Raw genomic sequence first — 22458 nt, 5'->3', positions numbered from 1 at the left:
AATTAATTCGTCGCGCCTGGCGTCGGTTCGACGTTGGTGTGGTCTTCACTCTGCGCAGGGGCATCGTCAGACTTTTTATCATCCCCTTTACTGTTGTAAAGGAACTGACCAATCATATCTTCCAGCACCATCGCTGACTTGGTATCCTGGATTACGCTACCGTCTTTAAGGATAGTCGTTCCCAGCTCAGGATCTTCAAAACCAACGTTAAGGGCCAGATATTGCTCCCCCAGCAGGCCAGAGGTGCGGATAGAAAGCGAGCTGGTGTCCGGGATGTGGTTATAGCGCTCTTCGATATCCATTGCGACACGCGGCAGATAGGTTTTCTCATCAAGCGTAATGTCCGCGACACGTCCGATAACGACGCCACCAATACGCACCGGTGAGCGCGCCTTCAGGCCGCCGATATTATCGAAAGTCGCGTAGACGCGATACGTCGGCTCGGCGCGAACTGAGGTGATGTCCGCCGCTCGCAGGCAGATGAACAGCGCGGCCAGCAGCGCCAGAAGCAGAAACACGCCAACCCAAATTTCATTTTTTCTCGTTTGCATGAACTCAATTCCCAAACATCAGTGCGGTGAGCACAAAATCCAGACCTAAAACGGCCAGCGACGAATGTACGACAGTACGCGTCGTTGCACGGCTAATGCCCGCCGACGTCGGAATAGCATCGTAACCATTAAACAACGCAATCCAGGTAACCGTCACAGCGAAAACCACGCTCTTGATCAGACAGTTCACCAGATCCATTCGCAGATCGATGGCGTCCTGCATGGCCGACCAGAAGAACCCAGCATCAATGCCTTTCCAGTTAACACCAACCAGCGCACCTCCCCAGATACCTACCGCTACAAAGAGGATAGTCAGTAACGGCAAGGAGATGACCCCGGCCCAGAAGCGCGGAGAGATGACCCGGCGCAGCGGATCGACCGCCATCATCTCCATACTGGAGAGCTGCTCGGTGGCGCGCATCAGGCCAATTTCCGCCGTCAACGCTGACCCGGCACGCCCGGCGAACAGCAGCGCGGCAACCACCGGCCCGAGTTCACGCAGCAGCGAAAGCGCCACCAGCATGCCAAGGCTGGTTTCCGCGCTGTAGGTTGTCAGCACCAGATATCCCTGCAACCCCAGCACCATGCCAATAAACAGACCCGACACGATGATGATAAGCATCGACAAAACGCCGACGTTATAAAGCTGCCGCACCAGTAACGGTGCATGTTTGCGGAACTCCGGTTTGCCAACCAGCGCGTTGAACAACATTAATCCGGCACGTCCGAACGTACTGATGGTTTTTAGGCCACGGTGTCCAAGACCCGCCAACGCATTTAACAGCATGAGTGGCTTAACTCCCTATTCCCAGTAAATCGTCATGGTAGTCGCCCGCCGGATAGCGGAAAGGCACTGGCCCATCTGCGATTCCGTCCAGGAACTGTCGCACACGCGGATCGCCATTTACCTGCAAGGCCTGGGCGCTGCCGTGGGCGACGATCTTTTTGTCAGCCACAATATAGGCGTAATCAGCGATACTCAGCACTTCCGGCACGTCGTGGGAAACCACTACGCAAGTGACGCCAAGGGCGCTGTTTAGCTCCGAGATTAACTTCACCAGTACGCCCATGGTGATAGGGTCCTGCCCGACGAACGGTTCATCGAACATGATTAAATCGGGTTCCAGGGCAATAGCACGTGCCAGTGCGGCGCGGCGCGCCATCCCACCCGATAGTTCAGACGGCATGAGTTTCGCAGCCCCACGCAGCCCCACGGCTTCAAGCTTCATCATCACCGTGCTGTGCAACAGTTCAGGGGGAAGATGGGTATGCTCACGCAACGGATAGGCCACGTTGTCAAAAACGTTCATATCCGTGAACAGCGCGCCCGACTGAAAGAGCATGCTCATCCGTTTGCGAACCGTGTAGAGGCGCGAGCGAGACATCTTCGGGACATTTTCGCCGTCGAAGAGAATCTCGCCGCTATCAGGGGGGATTTGTCCGCCGATAAGACGCAGCAACGTGGTTTTACCGATCCCTGACGGCCCCATGATGGCGGTGATTTTACCGCGCGGCACGGTCAGCGAAATATCATCAAATATTAACCGGTTGCCGCGAGAAAAACTGACGCCCCGGACATCGACTATATTCGCCATCGTTTGGCTCATTTATGGTTCCTTACTTACCTTGCTTCACGGCTGGCATGAAGCGTAAATCAGCCCTAAACCCCGCATTTTTACAGAATATTCACTATTGGGGTTAGCGAAAGCTGGCATTTGTTTTACTTTTCCGGCGCATAAAGTCAAAATTAGGAATTCGTTACGTCTCAGACTTCATCTGGCGCCAACATTCGTGCGCAGTGGACCAGCGAGTATACCTGAAGAAAGGACTTTTGATGCTTTTAGCAACAGCACTGTTAATAATTGGTTTACTGTTGGTGGTCTACAGTGCTGACCGTTTGGTCTTTGCCGCATCCATTCTCTGTCGACTCGTTGGCATGCCGCCCATTATTATCGGCATGACGGTGGTCAGTGTAGGCACATCGCTACCTGAAATCATCGTTTCAGTTTCAGCCTCGCTGCATGGCCAGGTCGACCTCGCTATCGGCACCGCGATTGGCTCTAATATCGTCAATATCTTACTGATTTTAGGTTTAGCCGCATTATTGCATCCATTTCGCGTGCATTCTGATGTTTTGCGTCGTGAATTGCCGCTAATGTTAGTCGTCAGTCTGCTGGCAGGTTACGTGCTTTATGACGGCGTGCTGAGCGTCGATGACGGTATATTCCTGCTTGCACTGGCCGTGATCTGGTTGCTTTATAGCGTGAAGATCGCGCGTCTGGCGGAAAAACAGGGTAACGATAGCCTCACGCGTGAGCATCTCGCCGAGCTGCCCCGGGAAGGGACCTTACCCGTCGCCCTGCTGTGGCTGGGCGTCGCGCTGATCATCATGCCAATGGCTACGCAGATGGTAGTCGATAACGCGACGGTGCTAGCGAACGCGTTTGCGATGAGCGAACTGACAATCGGTCTGACGGTAATCGCCATCGGCACCAGCCTGCCAGAGCTGGCTACCGCCATCGCCGGGGCGCGTAAAGGAGAAGACGATATCGCCATCGGCAATATCATCGGCTCGAATATTTTCAATATCGCAATCGTGACGGGGCTGCCGGCGCTAATCTCGCCGGGGCCGTTTAACCCTATGGTTTTCACGCGCGATTACGGTGTGATGCTGCTGGTCAGCGTGATTTTTGCCCTGCTCTGCTGGCGGCGAAAAGAGCAGATCGGCAAAGGCGCAGGCGCGCTGCTGACGGGTGGATTTATCGTATGGCTGGCGATGCTGTACTGGCTTTCGCCTCTTCTCTCTGGGTAAACGGAAACGCATTATGTCGCAAATAGAATTGCAGCCGGGTTTTGACTTTCAGAAAGCAGGCAAAGACGTTCTGGAGATTGAACGTGAAGGTCTGGCGCAGTTAGATCAGTACATTAATCAGGATTTTAGTCTGGCCTGTGAGAAGATGTTCCACTGTGCCGGCAAAGTCGTGGTAATGGGGATGGGCAAGTCCGGCCATATTGGACGCAAAATGGCGGCGACCTTTGCCAGTACCGGCACGTCGTCATTCTTCGTTCATCCGGGTGAAGCCGCGCACGGTGACCTCGGCATGGTTACGCCGCAGGACGTGGTTATTGCGCTGTCCAACTCCGGGGAATCGAATGAAATCCTGGCGTTGATCCCGGTGCTGAAGCGTCTGCACGTACCGCTGATTTGCATGACCAGCCGCCCGGAAAGCAGCATGGCGCGTGCGGCGGATATTCACCTGTGCGTGAAGGTGCCTAAAGAAGCCTGTCCGCTGGGGCTGGCGCCGACCTCCAGCACCACCGCCGCGCTGGTGATGGGCGATGCCCTTGCCGTTGCGCTCCTGGAAGCCCGCGGCTTTACGCCGGAAGATTTCGCCCTGTCTCATCCCGGCGGCGCGCTCGGGCGCAAACTGCTGCTGCGGGTTAACGATATTATGCACACCGGGGATGAGATCCCGCACGTCAGCAAAGAGGCCTCTCTGCGCGATGCGTTGCTGGAGATTACCCGTAAAAATCTGGGCATGACGGTTATCTGCGATGACCTGATGAAGATTCAGGGCATTTTCACCGACGGTGACCTGCGCCGGGTATTTGATATGGGTGTGGATGTCCGCACGCTGGGCATCGCTGATGTGATGACGCCAGGCGGGATCCGCGTCCGTCCGGGTACGCTGGCGGTAGAGGTGCTGAACCTGATGCAGTCCCGCCATATTACCTCAGTGATGGTTGCCGATGGCGACCAACTGCTGGGTGTGGTACATATGCATGATCTGCTGCGCGCTGGCGTAGTGTAATGAAGGATAAGACAATGAGTAATGCGGGTGCATCCCTTGCAACCTGTTATGGCCCGGTGAGTGCCCACATGATGACAAAGGCGGAAAATATCCGCCTGCTGATCCTCGATGTGGATGGTGTGCTCTCCGACGGTCTGATTTATATGGGCAATAACGGCGAAGAGCTGAAAGCCTTTAACGTTCGCGACGGTTACGGTATCCGCTGTGCGCTCACGTCCGGTATTGAAGTTGCAATCATCACCGGGCGGAAAGCTAAACTGGTAGAAGATCGGTGTGAAACGCTGGGCATTACCCATCTCTATCAGGGGCAGTCTGATAAGATGGTAGCCTTCCGGGATCTGCTGGGAAAACTGGCCATTGCACCAGAGAATGTGGCGTACGTCGGGGATGATTTGATCGACTGGCCAGTGATGGCGGAGGTAGGTCTGAGCATCGCCGTGGCTGACGCGCATCCGCTGCTGATCCCGCGTGCTGATTACGTAACCCATATTCACGGTGGCCGTGGCGCCGTCCGTGAAGTCTGCGATCTGCTTCTGCTGGCGCAGGGCAAGCTTGATGAGGCGAAAGGGCAATCGATATGAGTAAAACCAGACGTTGGGTTATCATTCTGCTTGCGCTTGTCGCCCTGGTACTGATTGGCGTAAACCTCGCAGACCGCGATGATACGCAAGCGGAAGTGGTTAACACGAGCGACCCGACCTATAAAAGCGATCACAGCGACACCGTGGTCTATAGCCCGGAAGGCGCGCTGAACTATCGCCTGGTTGCGCAGCATGTAGAATATTTTTCAGATGACGGTACCTCATGGTTTACCCAACCGGTCATGACCACCTTTGATACGGACAAAGTGCCGACGTGGTCTATCAAGTCTGACCGGGCAAAACTGACAAATGACCGTATGCTTTACCTGTATGGTCACGTTGAAGTCAACGCCCTGACCGCTGACGCTCAACTGCGAAAAATTACGACGGATAACGCCCAGATCAACCTGGTCACCCAGGATGTCACGTCGCAGGATTTAGTCACCCTGTATGGCACAACATTTAATTCCAGCGGTTTAAGAATGCGCGGGAACTTACGCAGCAAAAACGCCGAGCTGATTGAAAAGGTTAGAACCTCCTATGAAATTCAAAACAAACAAACTCAGCCTTAAAGTTGTTATCGCCAGCGCGCTGCTGGCGGCCAGTCTTCCCGCGCTTGCTGTGACTGGCGATACCGAACAGCCGATTCATATTGAATCTGATACCCAGTCTCTGGATATGCAGGGTAACGTCGTCACCTTTACCGGCAACGTCGTCATGACCCAGGGCACCATTAAAATCAATGCCGACAAAGTGGTCGTTACTCGTCCGGGCGGCGAGCAGGGCAAAGAGATTATCGATGGTTATGGCAACCCGGCCACCTTCTACCAGATGCAGGACAACGGCAAGCCGGTGAAAGGCCATGCCTCACATATGCATTATGAACTGGCGAAGGATCTGGTCATTCTGACCGGTAATGCTTACCTGGAACAGCTGGACAGCAATATCAAAGGCGACAAGATCACCTATCTGGTGAAAGAGCAGAAAATGCAGGCCTCCAGCGAAAAAGGCAAGCGCGTCACTACCGTGCTTGTGCCTTCGCAGTTGCAGGACAAGAACAACGGTCAGGCTCCGGCACAAAAAAAGAGTAATTAATTCGTTATGGCAACATTAACTGCAAAAAACCTCGCGAAAGCGTACAAGGGCCGCCGCGTCGTCGAAGATGTCAGTCTGACCGTCAACTCCGGCGAAATCGTGGGTTTGCTTGGCCCTAACGGTGCGGGTAAAACCACGACTTTCTACATGGTCGTGGGCATTGTCCCGCGTGATGCCGGCAACATTATTATCGATGATGAAGACATCAGCCTGCTGCCGCTTCATGCCCGCGCGCGTCGTGGCATCGGCTATCTGCCGCAGGAAGCCTCCATCTTCCGCCGCTTAAGCGTGTTCGATAACCTGATGGCCGTGCTCCAGATCCGTGACGATCTGACCAGCGAGCAACGCACTGACCGTGCGAACGAGCTGATGGAAGAGTTTCATATCGAACACCTTCGCGACAGCCTCGGTCAGGCACTGTCCGGCGGTGAACGCCGCCGCGTTGAGATTGCGCGCGCGCTGGCAGCAAACCCGAAATTCATCCTGCTGGATGAACCGTTTGCGGGCGTTGACCCCATCTCCGTTATCGATATCAAACGTATTATTGAGCATCTGCGCGATAGCGGGCTTGGCGTACTGATCACGGACCACAACGTTCGTGAAACGCTGGCCGTGTGTGAGCGCGCCTACATTGTGAGCCAGGGCCATCTTATTGCCCACGGTACGCCGCAGCAAATCCTCGAAGATGAGCATGTTAAGCGCGTGTACCTTGGGGAAGACTTCAGACTCTGATAGGGTAGAGGTTAAGTCACGCCGAACCGGAGAAAAACGCGCTGAACATGAAGCAAGGTTTGCAATTACGGCTTAGCCAGCAACTGGCCATGACGCCGCAGCTACAGCAGGCAATCCGTCTGTTGCAGTTGTCCACGTTAGAACTCCAGCAGGAGCTCCAGCAGGCGCTGGACAGCAATCCGCTGCTGGAGCAAACCGATCTTCATGACGAGGTAGACACCCAGCAGACGCAGGACACAGAAACGCTCGACTCCGTAGATGCGCTCGAACAGAAAGAGATGCCGGACGAACTGCCGCTGGATGCCAGCTGGGATGAAATCTACACCGCGGGTACTCCTTCCGGGACGCGTGCAGACTACCAGGACGATGAACTCCCGGTCTACCAGGGTGAAACCACCCAGTCGCTTCAGGACTATCTGATGTGGCAGGTCGAGCTGACCCCTTTCTCCGATACCGATCGCGCCATTGCCACCTCGATTGTTGATGCCGTTGACGACACGGGCTATTTGACCGTAACGCTGGACGAGATTCTTGAAAGCATCGGCGATGACGAGATAGAGCTGGAAGAGATCGAAGCCGTCCTGAAACGCGTTCAGCGTTTCGACCCGATTGGCGTCGCCGCGAAAGATCTGCGCGACTGCCTTCTGATCCAGCTTTCGCAGTTTGCCAAAGAGACACCGTGGATTGACGAAGCCCGGCTCATCATCAGCGATCATCTGGATCTGCTGGCGAATCACGACTTCCGCACCCTGATGCGCGTCACGCGCCTGAAAGAAGAGGTGCTGAAGGAAGCGGTGAATCTGATCCAGTCGCTCGATCCGCGACCGGGGCAGTCGATCCAGACCAGCGAGCCGGAATATGTTATTCCTGATGTGCTGGTGAGAAAACATAATGGCCGCTGGGTCGTTGAACTGAACGTCGACAGCATTCCTCGCCTGCAAATCAACCAGCAATACGCCTCCATGTGCACCAGCGCACGTAACGACGCTGATAATCAATACATTCGCAGCAACCTTCAGGAAGCACGCTGGTTGATCAAGAGTCTGGAGAGCCGTAATGACACGCTGCTGCGCGTTAGCCGCTGTATTGTCGAACAACAGCAGGCGTTCTTTGAGCAGGGCGAAGAATTTATGAAACCGATGGTGTTGGCGGATATCGCCCAGGCCGTCGAGATGCATGAATCAACCATTTCCCGCGTGACCACGCAGAAGTATCTGCACAGCCCACGCGGTATTTTTGAGCTTAAGTATTTCTTCTCCAGCCACGTGAATACCGAAGGCGGCGGCGAAGCCTCGTCAACGGCTATTCGCGCACTGGTGAAGAAGTTGATCGCCGCGGAGAACCCCGCGAAGCCACTCAGTGACAGTAAGTTAACCACCATGCTGTCCGATCAGGGTATTATGGTGGCACGTCGTACTGTCGCGAAGTATCGAGAGTCTTTATCCATTCCGCCGTCTAACCAGCGTAAACAACTGGTTTGACACAACCGATAAGGAAGACACTATGCAGCTCAATATCACCGGACATAACGTCGAGATTACTGAGGCTTTACGCGATTTTGTAAACACTAAGTTTGCGAAACTCGAGCAGTATTTCGAGAGGATCAACCAGGTCTATGTTGTGTTGAAAGTGGAGAAAGTGACGCATATCTCGGATGCAACCCTGCACGTCAACGGAGGGGAACTTCATGCCAGTGCGGAAGGGCAAGACATGTACGCGGCTATCGACGGCTTGATTGATAAGCTTGCGAGACAGCTCAATAAACATAAAGATAAACTGAAACAACACTAATTGTCCGGGCAGTTAACGGGTGCAGGACGGCCTGTTGTGAAACACAACAGGCCATTTGTACAGTTAGCGCTTAGGTGAAATTATGATAAACAACGATTCCGCTCTTCAACTGAGCAATGTCCTTAACCAGGATTGTACCCGCAGTGGCGTTCACTGCCAGAGCAAAAAACGTGCGCTGGAGATTATTAGTGAACTGGCCGCAAAACAGCTGGGTCTGCCGCCGCAGATCGTATTTGAAGCCATTCTGACTCGAGAAAAAATGGGCAGTACAGGTATCGGCAATGGCATTGCGATCCCGCACGGCAAGCTTGAAGAAGATACGCTGCGTGCCGTGGGCGTGTTTGTGCAACTGGAAACGCCTATCGCTTTTGACGCCATTGATAACCAGCCTGTGGATCTGCTTTTCGCACTGCTGGTTCCTGCCGATCAGACTAAAACCCACCTGCACACGCTGTCGCTGGTTGCCAAACGTCTGGCAGATAAAACCATTTGTCGTCGACTGCGCTCAGCCCAAAGTGATGAAGAGCTTTATCAAATTATCACTGAAGCAGAAGGCCACCAGGATGAGGCATAATCGCGAGATGGCTTTCAGAACAGCTGCCCTGAGGAGAAACGGAACATGGTGCTGATGATCGTCAGCGGTCGTTCAGGGTCCGGGAAGTCCGTGGCCTTGCGTGCGCTGGAAGACATGGGATTTTACTGCGTAGACAACCTGCCAGTAGTGCTGTTACCCGATCTGGCGCGAACGCTCGCAGACAGGCAAATCTCTGCCGCCGTCAGTATAGACGTGCGTAACATGCCGGAATCGCCGGAAATCTTCGAGCAGGCAATGAATAGCCTGCCGGAATGCTTCTCGCCTCAGCTCTTGTTCCTCGATGCTGACCGCAACACGTTGATCCGACGCTACAGCGATACACGTCGTTTGCATCCGCTCTCCAGTAAAAATCTTTCGCTGGAAAGCGCCATCGATAAAGAGAGCGATCTGCTTGAACCGCTGCGTTCACGAGCCGACCTGATTGTCGACACCTCTGAAATGTCCGTCCACGAGCTGGCGGAAATGCTGCGTACGCGCTTACTCGGCAAGCGCGAGCGCGAACTAACGATGGTGTTTGAATCCTTCGGCTTTAAGCACGGTATACCTATCGATGCGGATTACGTTTTTGATGTGCGATTCCTGCCGAACCCACACTGGGATCCAAAACTGCGTCCTATGACCGGTCTGGATAAGCCCGTGGCAGCGTTCCTCGATCGACACACTGAAGTACACAATTTTATTTACCAGACGCGAAGCTACCTTGAGCTATGGTTACCTATGCTGGAAACAAACAATCGTAGCTACCTGACGGTAGCGATTGGCTGTACCGGCGGTAAACATCGTTCGGTGTACATTGCCGAACAGCTGGCTGATTATTTCCGCTCTCGCGGGAAGAACGTTCAGTCCCGTCATCGCACCCTGGAAAAACGTAAAACATGACCGTAAAACAGACCGTCGAAATCACTAACAAGCTGGGCATGCATGCGCGCCCGGCGATGAAGCTGTTTGAACTGATGCAGGGTTTTGATGCTGAGGTGCTGCTGCGCAACGACGAGGGAACCGAGGCAGAAGCCAACAGCGTGATTGCGCTGCTAATGCTGGATTCTGCCAAAGGCCGTCAGATTGAAGTGGAAGCCACCGGTCCGCAGGAAGAAGAAGCGCTGGCGGCAGTGATTGCCCTGTTTAACGCCGGGTTTGACGAAGACTAACGTTCGCCATGTCGGCGGGTAGCGCTGCGCTTACCCGCCCTACATAAGATTATTTCGCTCCATAAACCCTTCCCCACCCAGCTGACGCATCTGGCGCATAATCCACGCCTGCCGGCTTCGCACGTAGCCTGACGGGGCGCTGGCCTTAAAACGCAGCGGGTTCGGCAGCACGGCGGCAAGCAGTGCTGCTTCGGACATAGTCAGCCTGCTGGCGGGCTTGCCAAAATAGCGCTGCGATGCTGCTTCGACCCCAAACACGCCGTCACCAAATTCCGCGATATTCAGGTAGACGGTTAAAATGCGTTTTTTGCTCCACACCGTCTCGACACCCAGCGTCAGCCCGGCCTCCAGCCCTTTTCTCACCCAGCTGCGGCCGTCCCATAAGAACAGGTTTTTTACCGTCTGCTGAGAAAGCGTCGACGCGCCGCGGACGCGGTTTTCATGACGTTCATTATGATCCAGCGCCTTTTCGATAGCCGCTACGTCAAAACCCCAGTGCTCCGGGAATTTCTGATCTTCTGCCGCAATGACCGCCAGCCCCATCCACGGGGAGATTGCATCCATGCTGACCCAGTCTGAGTGGGCAACATAGTCAAAATCGCCCGAGAGCCACGCGCTTACCTGCCGCTCTGCCATCACGGCGGAAAACGGGACGGGCAGGATGCTGAACAGCGCAATACCGCCGCCCCAGAAAACCGCCAGGACCAGCACCATCCGCAGCAGGATCCGTTTTAACCACCCGCCGGGGGAAAATTTACGACTCATTCGGTCAGGACCAGCACTCTGTCCACCAGCTTTTCAATGCCTGCGGCAGCCTCTGCGATGTTCTGCGCCAGCATATACGCTGGCGTGGTGATGATTTTGTTGTCCTCATCCACCACAATGTCGTCTACCGGACATGGAACGTGTTCACCGCCCATATCCTCGACAATCTCCGCGGTATCAATGTCGGTTCCGATCGTGAGCCGCAGCGGGAAATCAAAAATTTTCGGCAGCATGGCTGGCGCAATGCAGATAAAGCCCTGCGGCTTACCTGCCGCATGCATCGCCTGCGATAGCGCTTTTAAATCGGGATCGACGTGACACGCCGCGCCTTCCGTTGCAAACGTGCTCAGGTTTTTCGCCGCGCCAAACCCGCCCGGCACGATGAGCGCATCAAGTTCAGCCGCATCGGCCTGTGCCAGCGGGTGAATATCGCCGCGCACAATACGCGCCGCTTCAATCAGCACGTTACGGCTTTCCGCCATTGGCTCGCCGGTAAGATGATTAATCACGTCTGCCTGGGTTTTATCCGGGGCGAAGCAGGTAACGTCTGCTCCCTGGCGCGACAAGGCCAGCAGCGTTAATACGGTTTCATGTATCTCTGAACCATCGTAAACACCACATCCGCTCAGTACGACACCAATCTTTTTCATTCTGACGATCCTTCTATGCAACTCGCTGAAGCACATTAAAAATTCTGATTAAAACGCTATGCTTCACACATTTCACTGATTCATGTAACAAACTGTTTAAGATTTGCTATCTTATCTGCGTGCGGCCTCAATTTTTCAGGCGGCGTCCATGCGAAAACAACCCACAAAAATCAGGCGCAGCCACGATTTCCCTGGTGTTGGCGCAGTATTCGCGCACCCCGGTATAGCCGGGGTCATTTTTTTCTGGCATCCACCCAGGCTTTCAGCACTGCCACATCGTTTTGCCACTCTTGTTTCATCTCTTCAACCCAATCACCTACGTTATCTTCCCAGGCAGGTAAATCAGGTGACTGAATCTGTTGGCCCAACTGCTGGAGATGGCGTAACCCGACGGAGCCAGCCGCGCCTTTGATTTTATGTCCCTCTTCGACGATGCCCTTCTGGTCACGCGCCGTCAGGTTAGATTCAAGCACGTTCAGATAGCCCGGCATCATTTTTTCGAACACGGCCAGACCATCGGTGATCAGTTTTGGTCCCACCAGATCGATATACTGCTCCAGCATGGCGGTATCCAGTATCGTTTGGGCTTTGGCGCTATCAACAGACGTCATGGTGCTCTCCTCTTCATCACAGGTATCCCAGAACTTCTTGATCATCGCCGTCAGGGCAGGTACTGCCAGCGGCTTGCTGAGCACATCATCCATCCCGGCATCAAGGTACTCTTTTTTATCTTTCAGCACGTTTGCGGTCAACGCCACCAGCGGCGGCAGCTCGTCAGGGGCATATTTGCGCGTCAGCTCGCGGGAGATATCCAGCCCGGTCATGTCCGGCAGCTGAATATCGAGCAGCACCAGGTCATACTCGCCCGGCGTGAACATCTCCAGCGCGGCTTTGCCGGTCATCGCCACATCCACGCTATTACCGAGTTTTTCCAGTACCGACCGGGCGACAATGACGTTCAGCTCAATATCTTCCACCAGCAGGACGTGCAGGGCTGGCAGCGGCATATCGTCGTTCTCAAACGTATCTTCCACCTCTTCCGCGACGGCAGGCGCGTGGACGGTAAGCGTAAAGGTGGAGCCTTTACCCGGCTGGCTGGCAACGGTAATATCCCCACCCATACTTTTCGCCAGACGTTTCGACACCGCCAGGCCAATGCCCGTACCGGTTGCCGGTTTACCGCCGTGGCTGTCTTTAACCTGATAGTACATGGCGAAGATCTTATCCTGCTCCTCCTGAGGAATGCCGATACCCGAGTCCTCAACTTCAAAGTGGAGCATGTCCCCTTCGTCATAACGAATACGCACCGCAACCTGCCCCCTCTGGGTAAACTTCACGGCATTGCTGATGAGATTCCACAGGATCTGACGCAGACGCGTGCCGTCCGTCACCACTTTATGCGGCAACGGCAGCGTTGGCTCCATCACAAAGCTCAACCCTTTTTGCTGAGCCTGCAAACCTGACAGGTTTTCCAGGTCCGCGAGGAAGCCGGTAAAATCAACCGGCTGGTTGTCGAGCTGAACTTTACGGCGCTCCATCTTATCCATGTCGATAATATCATTGAAGATATTGCCCAGCGTGACCGCCGAGACGTGGATCGTTTTGAGGTATTTTTCCTGCTCGCTGGTCAGCTCGGTATCCAGCAGAATGCGGCTTAGCCCCACAATGCCATTCAGCGGGGTGCGCAGTTCATGGCTGATGGTGGAGATGAAGGTTGTTTTATCCCGGCTGGCGCGCTCCAGCGCATCCTGATAGCGCTTACGCTCGGTAATATCACGGCCAAAGCCCATCAGACCATGCCGTTTACCCACCCGGTCGTAATAAGGCACTTTGCGGATCTCAAAGCAGGCTTTGCGCCCGTCGGGGTAGTCCAGCCACTGCTCATAGGTCAGCGAAACGTTATGGCGAAAGACCTTTTCATCCGTCTCCATCACTTTTGCTGCCGCCTCTTCGGAATAGACGTCCTGAGGTTTCAGGTGGATCAGCTGCTTTTCGCTTTTACCGGTCAACAGTTCCATGGCCCGGTTACAGCCGGAGAACTCTTTATCTTCATTACGGTAGAACACCAGATCCGGCGACGCATCGAGGAACGAGCGCAGAAAAGAGGATTGTTGTTCCAGCTGGATCTGCGTCACTTCACGCTCTTTCATCTCGATTTTCAGCTGCTCAAGCGTGGTCTGACGCTCGGCTTCCGCCTTCTCACGGTCTGAAATTTCCTGATTCAGCTGGGCAATGTTGTCCTTGAGCTGGACATTGAGTTTGAGATCGCGTTCGCGCATCTCTTCCAGCTTATCCACCAGTTTCGATAAACGCTGTCGGGACTCTTCCAGTTGCTCAACCACCACGGAGAGGAAATAGACCGCCCATGGGGTAATCAGCAGGCCAAAGAAAATAGAGCGGATCACGTCGATGCTCTCGACCTGACCATGCAGAACCATGGTCACGGCCATTTGCACGACGATGGCCAGAACGACCAGCGCCAGCGCCAGCAGCATGGAAAAACGCACCAGCCCGAGCTTCATCATCAGGTCGACGTAGTACTGGGCCAGCATTCGAATTTGCTTCATAGAGGATCCCTTCACGACTTTATCGCTCAATAATACTCAAATTCACGGCGAGGCGTTGAAGGTTGTGAGAAAAAGTGCGGGGTGAAACAGGAGATTAGCCTCGCCCCCGGCAACCGGGAGCGAGGAAGAAGGTTGATCAGGAGCGTTTTAACAGCATCCAGAGGCTGATCAGGAAGAAGCTGGCGCTCGGCAACAGCGCGCCGATAATTGGCGGAATACCATATACCAGCGTTAGCGGACCGAAAATCTGATCGAGGACGTAGAACACGAAACCAAAGCTGATACCGGTTACCACGCGAACCCCCATCGGCACGCTACGCAGCGGTCCAAAGATGAACGACAGCGCCATCAGCATCATCACCGCTACGGACAGCGGCTGGAAGATTTTGCTCCACATGTTGAGCTGGTAACGCCCCGCATCCTGTCCGCTCGATTTCAGATAGTTCACGTAATTATGCAGACCGCTGATGGAGAGCGCATCGGGATCGAGCGCTACCACGCCAAGCTTGTCCGGCGTCAGGTTCGTTTTCCAGGTACCGCTAACGGTCTGCGAACCGGTGATCTGTTTTGGGTTCGTCAGGTCAGATTCATCAACCTGGGATAACCGCCACAGCTTGTTGTTCGCATCAAATTTAGCGGAGGCGGCATAACGCACCGACTGCAAACGACGATCGTTATTGAAGGCATAGATGCTCACGCCGCCCAGTTCATCGTCCCCTTTAACGCGTTCGATATAGACGAAGTTCTGACCATCTTTCGCCCATAACCCCTGCTGCGTGGAGAGCAGTGACCCGCCGTACATAGCCTGAGCACGGTAGTTACGCGCCATCTGTTCGCCCTGCGGCGCGACCCATTCGCCAATCGCCATGGTCAACAGCACCAGCGGGATCGCGGTTTTCATCACCGACAGCGCAACCTGCATACGGGTAAAGCCCGATGCCTGCATCACCACCAGTTCGCTACGCTGAGCCAGCATCCCCAGGCCCAGCAGCGCCCCCAGCAGGGCCGCCATCGGGAAGAAGATCTGTACATCTTTTGGTACGCTGAGCAGGGTGTACATCCCGGCGCCCAACGCGTCGTAGCTCCCCTGCCCGGCTTTTTTCAGCTGGTCGACAAATTTGATAATGCCCGAGAGCGACACCAGCATGAACAGGGTCATCATGATGGTGGTGAAAATCGTTTTACCTATATAGCGGTCAAGTACGCCAAACGCCTGCATTAGATGGCTCCTTTACGCGTAAACCGGGCACGAAGACGACGCACAGGCACCGTGTCCCACAAGTTGAGTCCGACTGCCAGCAGCAGATACAAACCATTCACGACCCAGGTCCAGAGCATCGGGTCAATTTTGCCTTTCCCGCCGTTAGACTTGATTGAGGTTTGCAGCAGGAAGAACACCAGATACAGCAGCATCGCTGGCAGCATCGACAGCACGCGGCCCTGGCGCGGGTTCACCACGCTTAGCGGAACCACCATCAGCGCCATCATAAATACGGTGAATACCAGCGTGAGACGCCAGTGCAGTTCAGCACGCGCACGATCGGTATCGGTATTCATTAAGGTGCGCATATCCATCTGCTCAGTATCGGTTGGATCGAGCGCGACGGCCTGATGACCAATGATGGCCTGATAGTTCTGGAAATCCGTAATGCGGAAGTCGCGCAGCATAGCCGTGCCTTCGAAACGCGTTCCTTTGTTCAGCGTGACAACCTGAGAGCCATCTTTACGCTGCGCCAGCTGACCGGAGTCCGCTACCACCACAGAAGGGCGAGCGTTACCTTTCGGGCGCAGTTGAGCAAGAAACACGTCATTGAAGCGATTGCCATCCACGCTTTCGATAAACAGCACGGAGTTACCGTCGGTCGCCTGCTGGAACTGCCCCTGCGCCAGCGCCGCCAGCCCCGGGTTAGCTTTGGCTTCCGCCAACACCTCATCCTGATGACGGGACGAGGTCGGCCCCGCCCACATGACGTTAACCGCGGCAACAATGCCCGTGAACAGCGCCAGCACCATGGCTGCTTTTACCAGTACGGCTTTACTGAGGCCGCAGGCATGCATCACGGTGATTTCGCTTTCGGTATAGAGCTTACCCAGGGTCATCAGCAGACCAAGGAACAGACTTAACGGCAGGATAAGCTGCGCCATTTCCGGCACGCCAAGCCCGAGCAGGGAAAGCACCAGATTCGTTGGGATTTCGCCATCAACCGCCGCGCCGAGGATCCTGACCAGCTTCTGACAGAAAAAGATCAGAAGGAGGATAAAGAGGATCGCCAGTTGGCTCTTCAACGTCTCCCGAACCAGATATCTTATGATTATCACTTTAAATACGCCCGTTAAAACTCGTCTTATGCAGGAATTTAGCTTGTTTCATGGCTTAAACGTCATTTATTCTCTTGAGTCGTCGAAATCATCGCTAAGATTAAAAAACCCGGCGGATTCGCGCTTCATGACATTTATTGACGTGTCGAAACCGTAGTAACGTAAGATTAACACGAAGTCACCACAACGGCGGACATGAGTTACGAAAGGTTTCAATTCTATCCGTAGCCGCCGCCGTTGTCTTTAAGATTCAGGAGCGTAGTGCATGGAGTTCAGTGTAAAAAGCGGTAGCCCGGAGAAACAGCGGAGTGCCTGCATCGTTGTGGGCGTCTTTGAACCACGCCGACTCTCCCCGATCGCCGAGCAACTCGATAAAATCAGCGACGGCTATATTAGCGCCCTGCTGCGCCGTGGCGAACTGGAAGGCAAACCTGGGCAGACCCTGTTGCTGCACCATGTTCCGAACGTCCTGTCCGAGCGTATTCTGCTGATTGGCTGTGGTAAAGAACGTGAGCTTGATGAGCGCCAGTACAAGCAGGTTATTCAGAAAACCATTAATACACTGAATGATACTGGTTCGATGGAAGCCGTCTGCTTCCTGACGGAGCTGCACGTTAAGGGCCGCAACACGTACTGGAAAGTGCGCCAGGCCGTCGAAACCGCAAAAGAGAGCCTCTACAGCTTTGATCAACTGAAGACCACCAAAAGCGAGCCGCGTCGCCCGCTGCGTAAAATGGTCTTTAACGTGCCAACCCGTCGCGAGCTGACCAGCGGCGAGCGCGCCATTCAGCACGGCCTGGCGATTGCAGCCGGTATTAAAGCGGCAAAAGATCTGGGCAATATGCCGCCAAACATCTGTAACGCCGCGTATCTGGCGTCTCAGGCGCGCCAGCTGGCTGACGCCTACAGCAAGAACGTCATCACCCGCGTTATCGGCGAACAGCAGATGAAAGAGCTGGGGATGCACTCTTATCTGGCGGTCGGTAACGGCTCCCAGAACGAATCCCTGATGTCGGTCATCGAGTACAAAGGCAACCCGTCCGAGGACGCGCGCCCAATCGTGCTCGTCGGCAAAGGGCTGACCTTCGACTCCGGCGGTATCTCCATCAAGCCTTCAGAAGGCATGGATGAGATGAAATACGACATGTGCGGCGCAGCGGCGGTTTACGGCGTCATGCGCATGGTCGCGGAACTTCAGTTGCCTATCAACGTGATCGGCGTGCTGGCGGGCTGCGAAAACATGCCTGGCGGCCGCGCCTATCGTCCGGGTGACGTGCTGACCACCATGTCCGGCCAGACTGTTGAAGTGCTAAACACCGATGCCGAAGGCCGTCTGGTGCTGTGCGACGTGCTGACCTACGTTGAGCGTTTCGAGCCTGAAGCGGTGATTGACGTGGCAACGCTGACCGGTGCGTGTGTGATCGCGCTGGGGCACCACATCACCGGCCTGATGTCGAACCACAACCCGCTGGCGCACGAGCTTATCGGCGCGTCCGAACAGGCCGGCGACCGCGCGTGGCGTCTGCCGCTGGGGGACGAGTTCCAGGAACAGCTGGAGTCTAACTTCGCAGACATGGCGAACATCGGCGGTCGTCCAGGCGGGGCTATTACCGCGGGCTGCTTCCTGGCGCGCTTTACCCGCAAGTACAACTGGGCGCACCTGGACATTGCGGGTACCGCGTGGCGCTCCGGCAAAGCCAAAGGCGCGACCGGACGTCCGGTGGCGCTGCTGTCGCAGTTCCTGCTAAACCGCGCAGGTTTTAACGGCGACGAGTAAGTCAAAACGGCAGTAAACCGTAGGCCGGGTAAGGCGAAGCCGCCACCCGGCTTAAGCATTTAAAGTGAGCACAAGAAGCCCCATATATGAAGAATGCAACGTTCTACCTTCTGGACAATGACACCCATCAGGATGGCCTCAGCGCCGTTGAACAACTGGTGTGTGACATTGCCGCAGAACGTTGGCGCGCAGGTAAACGCGTCCTGATTGCCTGTGAAGATGAGCAGCAGGCGATTCGCCTGGATGAAGCGCTATGGGCGCGCCCGCCGGAGAGTTTTGTTCCGCATAACCTGTCGGGCGAAGGTCCACGCGGCGGGGCACCGGTCGAAATCGCCTGGCCGCAAAAACGCAACAGCAGCGCGCGCGACATTCTCATTAGCCTGCGGACAGACTTTGCAGATTTTGCCACCGCTTTCACAGAAGTGGTAGACTTTGTCCCTTACGAAGAATCCTTGAAACAACTGGCGCGCGAACGCTATAAAGCGTACCGCCTGGCTGGTTTTAACCTGAATACGGCAACCTGGAAATAATGGAAAAGACATATAACCCACGCGATATCGAACAGCCGCTTTACGAGCACTGGGAACAGCAGGGCTATTTCAAGCCTAACGGCGACGAAAGCAAAGAGTCCTTCTGCATCATGATCCCGCCGCCGAACGTCACCGGCAGTTTGCATATGGGGCATGCTTTCCAGCAGACCATCATGGACACCATGATCCGCTACCAGCGCATGCAGGGTAAAAACACCCTGTGGCAGGCGGGGACTGACCACGCGGGTATCGCGACCCAAATGGTGGTTGAACGTAAAATTGCCGCTGAAGAGGGTAAAACCCGCCACGACTACGGTCGCGACGCGTTCATCGATAAAATTTGGCAGTGGAAGGCAGAATCCGGCGGCACCATTACTCGCCAGATGCGTCGTCTCGGCAACTCCGTTGACTGGGAGCGCGAGCGCTTCACCATGGACGAAGGTCTTTCCAACGCCGTGAAAGAAGTCTTTGTGCGCCTGTACAAAGAAGACCTGATTTATCGCGGCAAACGCCTGGTCAACTGGGACCCGAAACTGCGCACCGCCATCTCTGACCTTGAAGTGGAAAACCGCGAGTCTAAAGGCTCCATGTGGCACATCCGCTATCCGCTGGCCGACGGTGCAAAAACCGCAGACGGTAAAGATTACCTGGTCGTCGCGACCACCCGTCCGGAAACCCTGCTGGGCGATACCGGCGTGGCCGTTAACCCGGAAGATCCGCGTTATAAAGATCTGATCGGCAAATTTGTGGTGCTGCCGCTGGTAAACCGCCGTATTCCGATTGTGGGCGACGAACACGCCGACATGGAAAAAGGCACCGGCTGCGTGAAAATCACCCCGGCGCACGATTTTAACGACTATGAAGTTGGCCGCCGTCATCAACTTCCGATGATCAACATTCTGACCTTCGACGGCGATATCCGCGAAAGCGCAGAAGTGTATGACACCAAAGGCAACGAATCCGACGTTTATTCCAGCGAGATCCCGGCTGAGTTCCAGAAGCTGGAGCGCTTTGCCGCGCGTAAAGCGATTGTGGCTGCCGTTGACGCGCTCGGCCTGCTGGAAGAAATTAAACCTCACGACCTGACCGTGCCGTACGGCGACCGTGGTGGCGTAGTTATCGAGCCAATGCTGACCGACCAGTGGTACGTGCGTGCCGACGTGCTGGCAAAACCGGCTGTAGAAGCGGTTGAGAACGGCAGCATTCAGTTCGTGCCAAAGCAGTACGAAAACATGTACTTCTCCTGGATGCGCGATATTCAGGACTGGTGTATCTCCCGTCAGCTGTGGTGGGGCCACCGCATCCCGGCGTGGTACGACAACGAAGGCAACGTCTACGTTGGCCGCACCGAAGACGAAGTGCGTCAGGAAAACAACCTGGGCGCTGACGTTGCCCTGCGCCAGGACGAAGACGTGCTGGATACCTGGTTCTCTTCCGCGCTGTGGACCTTCTCCACCCTCGGCTGGCCGGAAAACACCGACGCGCTGCGTCAGTTCCACCCAACCAGCGTGATGGTTTCCGGTTTCGACATCATCTTCTTCTGGATCGCGCGCATGATCATGATGACCATGCACTTCATCAAAGACGAAGACGGCAAGCCTCAGGTTCCGTTCCATACCGTCTACATGACCGGTCTGATCCGTGACGATGAAGGCCAGAAGATGTCCAAATCCAAGGGTAACGTTATTGACCCGCTGGATATGGTGGACGGTATCTCTCTGGAAGAGCTGCTGGAAAAACGTACCGGCAACATGATGCAGCCGCAGCTGGCAGAGAAAATCCGCAAGCGCACCGAGAAGCAGTTCCCGAACGGGATTGAGTCTCACGGTACCGACGCCCTGCGCTTCACCCTGGCGGCGCTGGCCTCTACCGGCCGCGACATCAACTGGGATATGAAGCGTCTGGAAGGTTACCGTAACTTCTGTAACAAGCTGTGGAACGCCAGCCGCTTCGTGCTGATGAATACCGAAGATCAGGATTGCGGCTTCAACGGCGGCGAAATGACCCTTTCTCTGGCGGACCGCTGGATCCTGGCCGAATTTAACCAGACGGTGAAAGCGTTCCGCGACGCGCTGGACAGCTACCGCTTCGATATCGCAGCGGGCATTCTGTATGAATTCACCTGGAACCAGTTCTGTGACTGGTATCTGGAGCTGGCGAAGCCGGTCATGAACGGCGGTTCTGAAGCGGAACTGCGCGGCACGCGTAATACGCTGATTACCGTTCTGGAAGGTCTGCTGCGCCTTGCGCACCCGATTATTCCGTTCATCACCGAAACCATCTGGCAGCGCGTGAAGGTCATTGCCGGTATCAACGCCGATACCATCATGCTTCAGCCGTTCCCGGCCTTCGACGCCGGGAAAGTGGATGAAGCCGCGTCTGCGGATACCGAGTGGCTGAAGCAGGCGATCGTTGCGGTACGTAACATCCGCGCGGAAATGAACATCGCGCCGGGTAAACCACTGGAGCTGCTGCTGCGCGGTTGCAGCGAAGCTGCCGTTCGTCGCGTCACTGAGAACAACACCTTCCTGAAAACCATGGCGCGTCTGGAAAGCATCACCGTGCTGCCTGCCGATGACAAAGGTCCGGTTTCCGTGACTAAAATCATCGACGGTGCGGAACTGCTGATCCCGATGGCGGGCCTGATCGACAAAGATGCGGAGCTGGCGCGTCTGGCGAAAGAAGTGGCGAAAGTTGACGTGGAAATTGGCAAAATTGAAAGCAAACTGGCGAACGAGGGCTTTGTCGCCCGCGCGCCGGAAGCGGTCATCGCCAAAGAGCGTGAGCGTCTGGTTGCCTTCGCCGATGCGAAGACTAAACTGATCGAGCAGCAGGCGGTTATTGCAGCCCTGTAATGCTTTTACCCCTTACGCTTCAGGGCGTAAGGGGTATCCTTCCTGAAAACTCCTCGCTTGCACTCCCCTTTCTGCGGTGCTATTAACACCAGCTGTGTGTCAATTTTTGTCATGAGTAATGTTATGAGCGTGATTACCCCCGTCGCGATGACAATGCGTCGGATCACTGAGACTGACAACCCGGCTATCGCCGCCGTTATCCGCACGGTTTCTGCCGAATACGGCCTGACCGCCGACAAAGGCTACACCGTGGCCGACCCCAATCTGGACGAGCTTTTTCAGCTGTACAGCCAGCCGGGTCATGCCTACTGGGTCATTGAGCAGGACGGCCTGGTCGTGGGCGGTGGCGGCATTGCCCCACTGCTTTGCAGCGAGCCGGATATCTGTGAACTTCAAAAAATGTATTTCCTTCCAACGATACGCGGACAAGGCCTGGCGAAAAAGCTGGCGCTGGTCGCCCTGGAACATGCACGCTCACAGGGCTTTAAACGCTGCTACCTTGAAACCACCGCTTTCCTTAAAGAGGCCATTGGCCTGTATGAACATCTGGGCTTTGAGCATATCGATGCGCCACTGGGCTGCACGGGCCACGTGGACTGCGAGGTCAGGATGCTGAAAAGTCTGTAAATTTCGTTCCTGCCGTCTTCTGTTAAGCGTCTGTAAACTGAATGCTCTACACTCACAGTTCAC

General features: G+C 55.1%; 23 protein-coding genes. 15 read left to right on the top strand and 8 right to left on the bottom strand.

What is annotated here, in order from left to right:
* Positions 1-2: 2 nt before the first annotated feature.
* Genes mlaD through mlaF form a run of 3 tightly spaced genes read right to left on the bottom strand, consistent with a single transcriptional unit; the run spans position 3 to position 2158 of the window.
* Positions 3-551, bottom strand: a complete 549-nt coding sequence (mlaD, locus tag G6Q29_RS17200) for an outer membrane lipid asymmetry maintenance protein MlaD (RefSeq protein WP_006812131.1) — start codon at positions 549-551, stop codon at positions 3-5.
* Positions 552-555: 4 nt separating this feature from the next.
* Positions 556-1338: a lipid asymmetry maintenance ABC transporter permease subunit MlaE gene (gene mlaE / locus G6Q29_RS17195; protein WP_003861848.1), complete on the bottom strand. Its 783-nt coding sequence runs from the start codon at positions 1336-1338 to the stop codon at positions 556-558.
* Positions 1339-1345: 7 nt separating this feature from the next.
* Positions 1346-2158: a phospholipid ABC transporter ATP-binding protein MlaF gene (gene mlaF, locus G6Q29_RS17190; RefSeq protein WP_165466668.1), complete on the bottom strand. Its 813-nt coding sequence runs from the start codon at positions 2156-2158 to the stop codon at positions 1346-1348.
* 227 nt (positions 2159-2385) lie between these two features.
* Here mlaF and G6Q29_RS17185 point away from each other — a divergent pair, with 227 nt between their 5' ends.
* The 11 genes from G6Q29_RS17185 to npr all read left to right on the top strand — a co-directional run bounded on the left by G6Q29_RS17185 (position 2386) and on the right by npr (position 10305).
* A complete protein-coding gene (locus G6Q29_RS17185) occupies positions 2386-3363 on the top strand; it encodes a calcium/sodium antiporter (protein ID WP_165466667.1) in 978 nt (325 codons plus the stop codon).
* Between the two features lie 13 nt (positions 3364-3376).
* Positions 3377-4363: an arabinose-5-phosphate isomerase KdsD gene (kdsD, locus tag G6Q29_RS17180; RefSeq protein ID WP_165466666.1), complete on the top strand. Its 987-nt coding sequence runs from the start codon at positions 3377-3379 to the stop codon at positions 4361-4363.
* A 14-nt stretch (positions 4364-4377) separates the two neighbouring features.
* On the top strand, positions 4378-4944 hold the full coding sequence (gene kdsC, locus G6Q29_RS17175) for a 3-deoxy-manno-octulosonate-8-phosphatase KdsC (protein ID WP_165466665.1): 567 nt from the start codon (positions 4378-4380) through the stop codon (positions 4942-4944).
* Entirely contained in the window at positions 4941-5516 is a 576-nt protein-coding gene (lptC, locus tag G6Q29_RS17170; RefSeq protein WP_015571983.1) for an LPS export ABC transporter periplasmic protein LptC, read from the top strand. Before kdsC ends, lptC begins: the two co-directional genes overlap by 4 nt.
* Positions 5485-6039: a lipopolysaccharide ABC transporter substrate-binding protein LptA gene (gene lptA, locus G6Q29_RS17165; RefSeq protein WP_006812136.1), complete on the top strand. Its 555-nt coding sequence runs from the start codon at positions 5485-5487 to the stop codon at positions 6037-6039. The genes lptC and lptA overlap by 32 nt, the downstream gene beginning before the upstream one ends.
* Positions 6040-6045: 6 nt before the next feature.
* Positions 6046-6771: an LPS export ABC transporter ATP-binding protein gene (gene lptB / locus G6Q29_RS17160; RefSeq protein WP_003861862.1), complete on the top strand. Its 726-nt coding sequence runs from the start codon at positions 6046-6048 to the stop codon at positions 6769-6771.
* Between the two features lie 47 nt (positions 6772-6818).
* Entirely contained in the window at positions 6819-8252 is a 1434-nt protein-coding gene (gene rpoN / locus G6Q29_RS17155; protein WP_165466664.1) for an RNA polymerase factor sigma-54, read from the top strand.
* A 22-nt stretch (positions 8253-8274) separates the two neighbouring features.
* On the top strand, positions 8275-8562 hold the full coding sequence (gene hpf, locus G6Q29_RS17150; protein ID WP_003861866.1) for a ribosome hibernation promoting factor: 288 nt from the start codon (positions 8275-8277) through the stop codon (positions 8560-8562).
* A gap of 82 nt (positions 8563-8644) precedes the next feature.
* Positions 8645-9136 carry a PTS IIA-like nitrogen regulatory protein PtsN gene (ptsN, locus tag G6Q29_RS17145; RefSeq protein WP_006812138.1) on the top strand — a complete coding sequence of 164 codons (492 nt, stop codon included), beginning with the start codon at positions 8645-8647 and terminating at the stop codon, positions 9134-9136.
* 45 nt (positions 9137-9181) lie between these two features.
* Positions 9182-10036 carry an RNase adapter RapZ gene (rapZ, locus tag G6Q29_RS17140; protein WP_003861870.1) on the top strand — a complete coding sequence of 285 codons (855 nt, stop codon included), beginning with the start codon at positions 9182-9184 and terminating at the stop codon, positions 10034-10036.
* Complete coding sequence (gene npr, locus G6Q29_RS17135) at positions 10033-10305, top strand: PTS phosphocarrier protein NPr (RefSeq protein ID WP_003861872.1); 273 nt, start codon at positions 10033-10035, stop codon at positions 10303-10305. Before rapZ ends, npr begins: the two co-directional genes overlap by 4 nt.
* A gap of 39 nt (positions 10306-10344) precedes the next feature.
* On the opposite strand, the gene mtgA is transcribed toward npr, so the two are convergent.
* The 5 genes from mtgA to lptF form a co-directional block, all read right to left on the bottom strand.
* On the bottom strand, positions 10345-11070 hold the full coding sequence (gene mtgA / locus G6Q29_RS17130; RefSeq protein ID WP_165466663.1) for a monofunctional biosynthetic peptidoglycan transglycosylase: 726 nt from the start codon (positions 11068-11070) through the stop codon (positions 10345-10347).
* Positions 11067-11720, bottom strand: coding sequence for an isoprenoid biosynthesis glyoxalase ElbB (gene elbB, locus G6Q29_RS17125; protein ID WP_165466662.1), 654 nt, complete (start codon positions 11718-11720; stop codon positions 11067-11069). The genes mtgA and elbB overlap by 4 nt, the downstream gene beginning before the upstream one ends.
* Before the next feature lie 233 nt (positions 11721-11953).
* Positions 11954-14287, bottom strand: coding sequence for an aerobic respiration two-component sensor histidine kinase ArcB (arcB, locus tag G6Q29_RS17120; RefSeq protein WP_165466661.1), 2334 nt, complete (start codon positions 14285-14287; stop codon positions 11954-11956).
* Between the two features lie 136 nt (positions 14288-14423).
* Positions 14424-15506, bottom strand: a complete 1083-nt coding sequence (gene lptG, locus G6Q29_RS17115; protein ID WP_165466660.1) for an LPS export ABC transporter permease LptG — start codon at positions 15504-15506, stop codon at positions 14424-14426.
* Complete coding sequence (gene lptF, locus G6Q29_RS17110) at positions 15506-16606, bottom strand: LPS export ABC transporter permease LptF (RefSeq protein WP_165466659.1); 1101 nt, start codon at positions 16604-16606, stop codon at positions 15506-15508. Before lptF ends, lptG begins: the two co-directional genes overlap by 1 nt.
* Before the next feature lie 265 nt (positions 16607-16871).
* On the opposite strand from lptF, the gene pepA reads away from it, so the two are divergent.
* The 4 genes from pepA (at position 16872) to G6Q29_RS17090 (ending at position 22395) form a co-directional block, all read left to right on the top strand.
* A complete protein-coding gene (gene pepA, locus G6Q29_RS17105; RefSeq protein WP_003861882.1) occupies positions 16872-18383 on the top strand; it encodes a leucyl aminopeptidase in 1512 nt (503 codons plus the stop codon).
* Between the two features lie 86 nt (positions 18384-18469).
* Complete coding sequence (gene holC, locus G6Q29_RS17100; RefSeq protein WP_047716880.1) at positions 18470-18913, top strand: DNA polymerase III subunit chi; 444 nt, start codon at positions 18470-18472, stop codon at positions 18911-18913.
* Positions 18913-21768 (top strand): valine--tRNA ligase, encoded by a 2856-nt coding sequence (locus G6Q29_RS17095; RefSeq protein ID WP_165466658.1) that lies wholly within the window; start codon positions 18913-18915, stop codon positions 21766-21768. Before holC ends, G6Q29_RS17095 begins: the two co-directional genes overlap by 1 nt.
* 123 nt (positions 21769-21891) lie before the next feature.
* Positions 21892-22395 carry a GNAT family N-acetyltransferase gene (locus tag G6Q29_RS17090; RefSeq protein WP_165466657.1) on the top strand — a complete coding sequence of 168 codons (504 nt, stop codon included), beginning with the start codon at positions 21892-21894 and terminating at the stop codon, positions 22393-22395.
* Positions 22396-22458: the final 63 nt, after the last annotated feature.

It is taken from the genome of Enterobacter cloacae, assembly GCF_011078175.1.
Taxonomy (GTDB): Bacteria; Pseudomonadota; Gammaproteobacteria; order Enterobacterales; family Enterobacteriaceae; genus Enterobacter; species Enterobacter cloacae_Q.
The sequence above is the reverse complement of the archived record's forward strand: the minus strand, read 5'-3'. Positions and strand labels throughout refer to the sequence as shown.

Coding starts and splice junctions, on each gene's coding strand:
- mlaD (WP_006812131.1), bottom strand. CDS start 551: ATGCAAACGAGAAAAAATGAAATTTGGGTTGGCGTGTTTCTGCTTCTG.
- mlaE (WP_003861848.1), bottom strand. CDS start 1,338: ATGCTGTTAAATGCGTTGGCGGGTCTTGGACACCGTGGCCTAAAAACC.
- mlaF (WP_165466668.1), bottom strand. CDS start 2,158: ATGAGCCAAACGATGGCGAATATAGTCGATGTCCGGGGCGTCAGTTTT.
- G6Q29_RS17185 (WP_165466667.1), top strand. CDS start 2,386: ATGCTTTTAGCAACAGCACTGTTAATAATTGGTTTACTGTTGGTGGTC.
- kdsD (WP_165466666.1), top strand. CDS start 3,377: ATGTCGCAAATAGAATTGCAGCCGGGTTTTGACTTTCAGAAAGCAGGC.
- kdsC (WP_165466665.1), top strand. CDS start 4,378: ATGAGTAATGCGGGTGCATCCCTTGCAACCTGTTATGGCCCGGTGAGT.
- lptC (WP_015571983.1), top strand. CDS start 4,941: ATGAGTAAAACCAGACGTTGGGTTATCATTCTGCTTGCGCTTGTCGCC.
- lptA (WP_006812136.1), top strand. CDS start 5,485: ATGAAATTCAAAACAAACAAACTCAGCCTTAAAGTTGTTATCGCCAGC.
- lptB (WP_003861862.1), top strand. CDS start 6,046: ATGGCAACATTAACTGCAAAAAACCTCGCGAAAGCGTACAAGGGCCGC.
- rpoN (WP_165466664.1), top strand. CDS start 6,819: ATGAAGCAAGGTTTGCAATTACGGCTTAGCCAGCAACTGGCCATGACG.
- hpf (WP_003861866.1), top strand. CDS start 8,275: ATGCAGCTCAATATCACCGGACATAACGTCGAGATTACTGAGGCTTTA.
- ptsN (WP_006812138.1), top strand. CDS start 8,645: ATGATAAACAACGATTCCGCTCTTCAACTGAGCAATGTCCTTAACCAG.
- rapZ (WP_003861870.1), top strand. CDS start 9,182: ATGGTGCTGATGATCGTCAGCGGTCGTTCAGGGTCCGGGAAGTCCGTG.
- npr (WP_003861872.1), top strand. CDS start 10,033: ATGACCGTAAAACAGACCGTCGAAATCACTAACAAGCTGGGCATGCAT.
- mtgA (WP_165466663.1), bottom strand. CDS start 11,070: ATGAGTCGTAAATTTTCCCCCGGCGGGTGGTTAAAACGGATCCTGCTG.
- elbB (WP_165466662.1), bottom strand. CDS start 11,720: ATGAAAAAGATTGGTGTCGTACTGAGCGGATGTGGTGTTTACGATGGT.
- arcB (WP_165466661.1), bottom strand. CDS start 14,287: ATGAAGCAAATTCGAATGCTGGCCCAGTACTACGTCGACCTGATGATG.
- lptG (WP_165466660.1), bottom strand. CDS start 15,506: ATGCAGGCGTTTGGCGTACTTGACCGCTATATAGGTAAAACGATTTTC.
- pepA (WP_003861882.1), top strand. CDS start 16,872: ATGGAGTTCAGTGTAAAAAGCGGTAGCCCGGAGAAACAGCGGAGTGCC.
- holC (WP_047716880.1), top strand. CDS start 18,470: ATGAAGAATGCAACGTTCTACCTTCTGGACAATGACACCCATCAGGAT.
- G6Q29_RS17095 (WP_165466658.1), top strand. CDS start 18,913: ATGGAAAAGACATATAACCCACGCGATATCGAACAGCCGCTTTACGAG.
- G6Q29_RS17090 (WP_165466657.1), top strand. CDS start 21,892: ATGAGCGTGATTACCCCCGTCGCGATGACAATGCGTCGGATCACTGAG.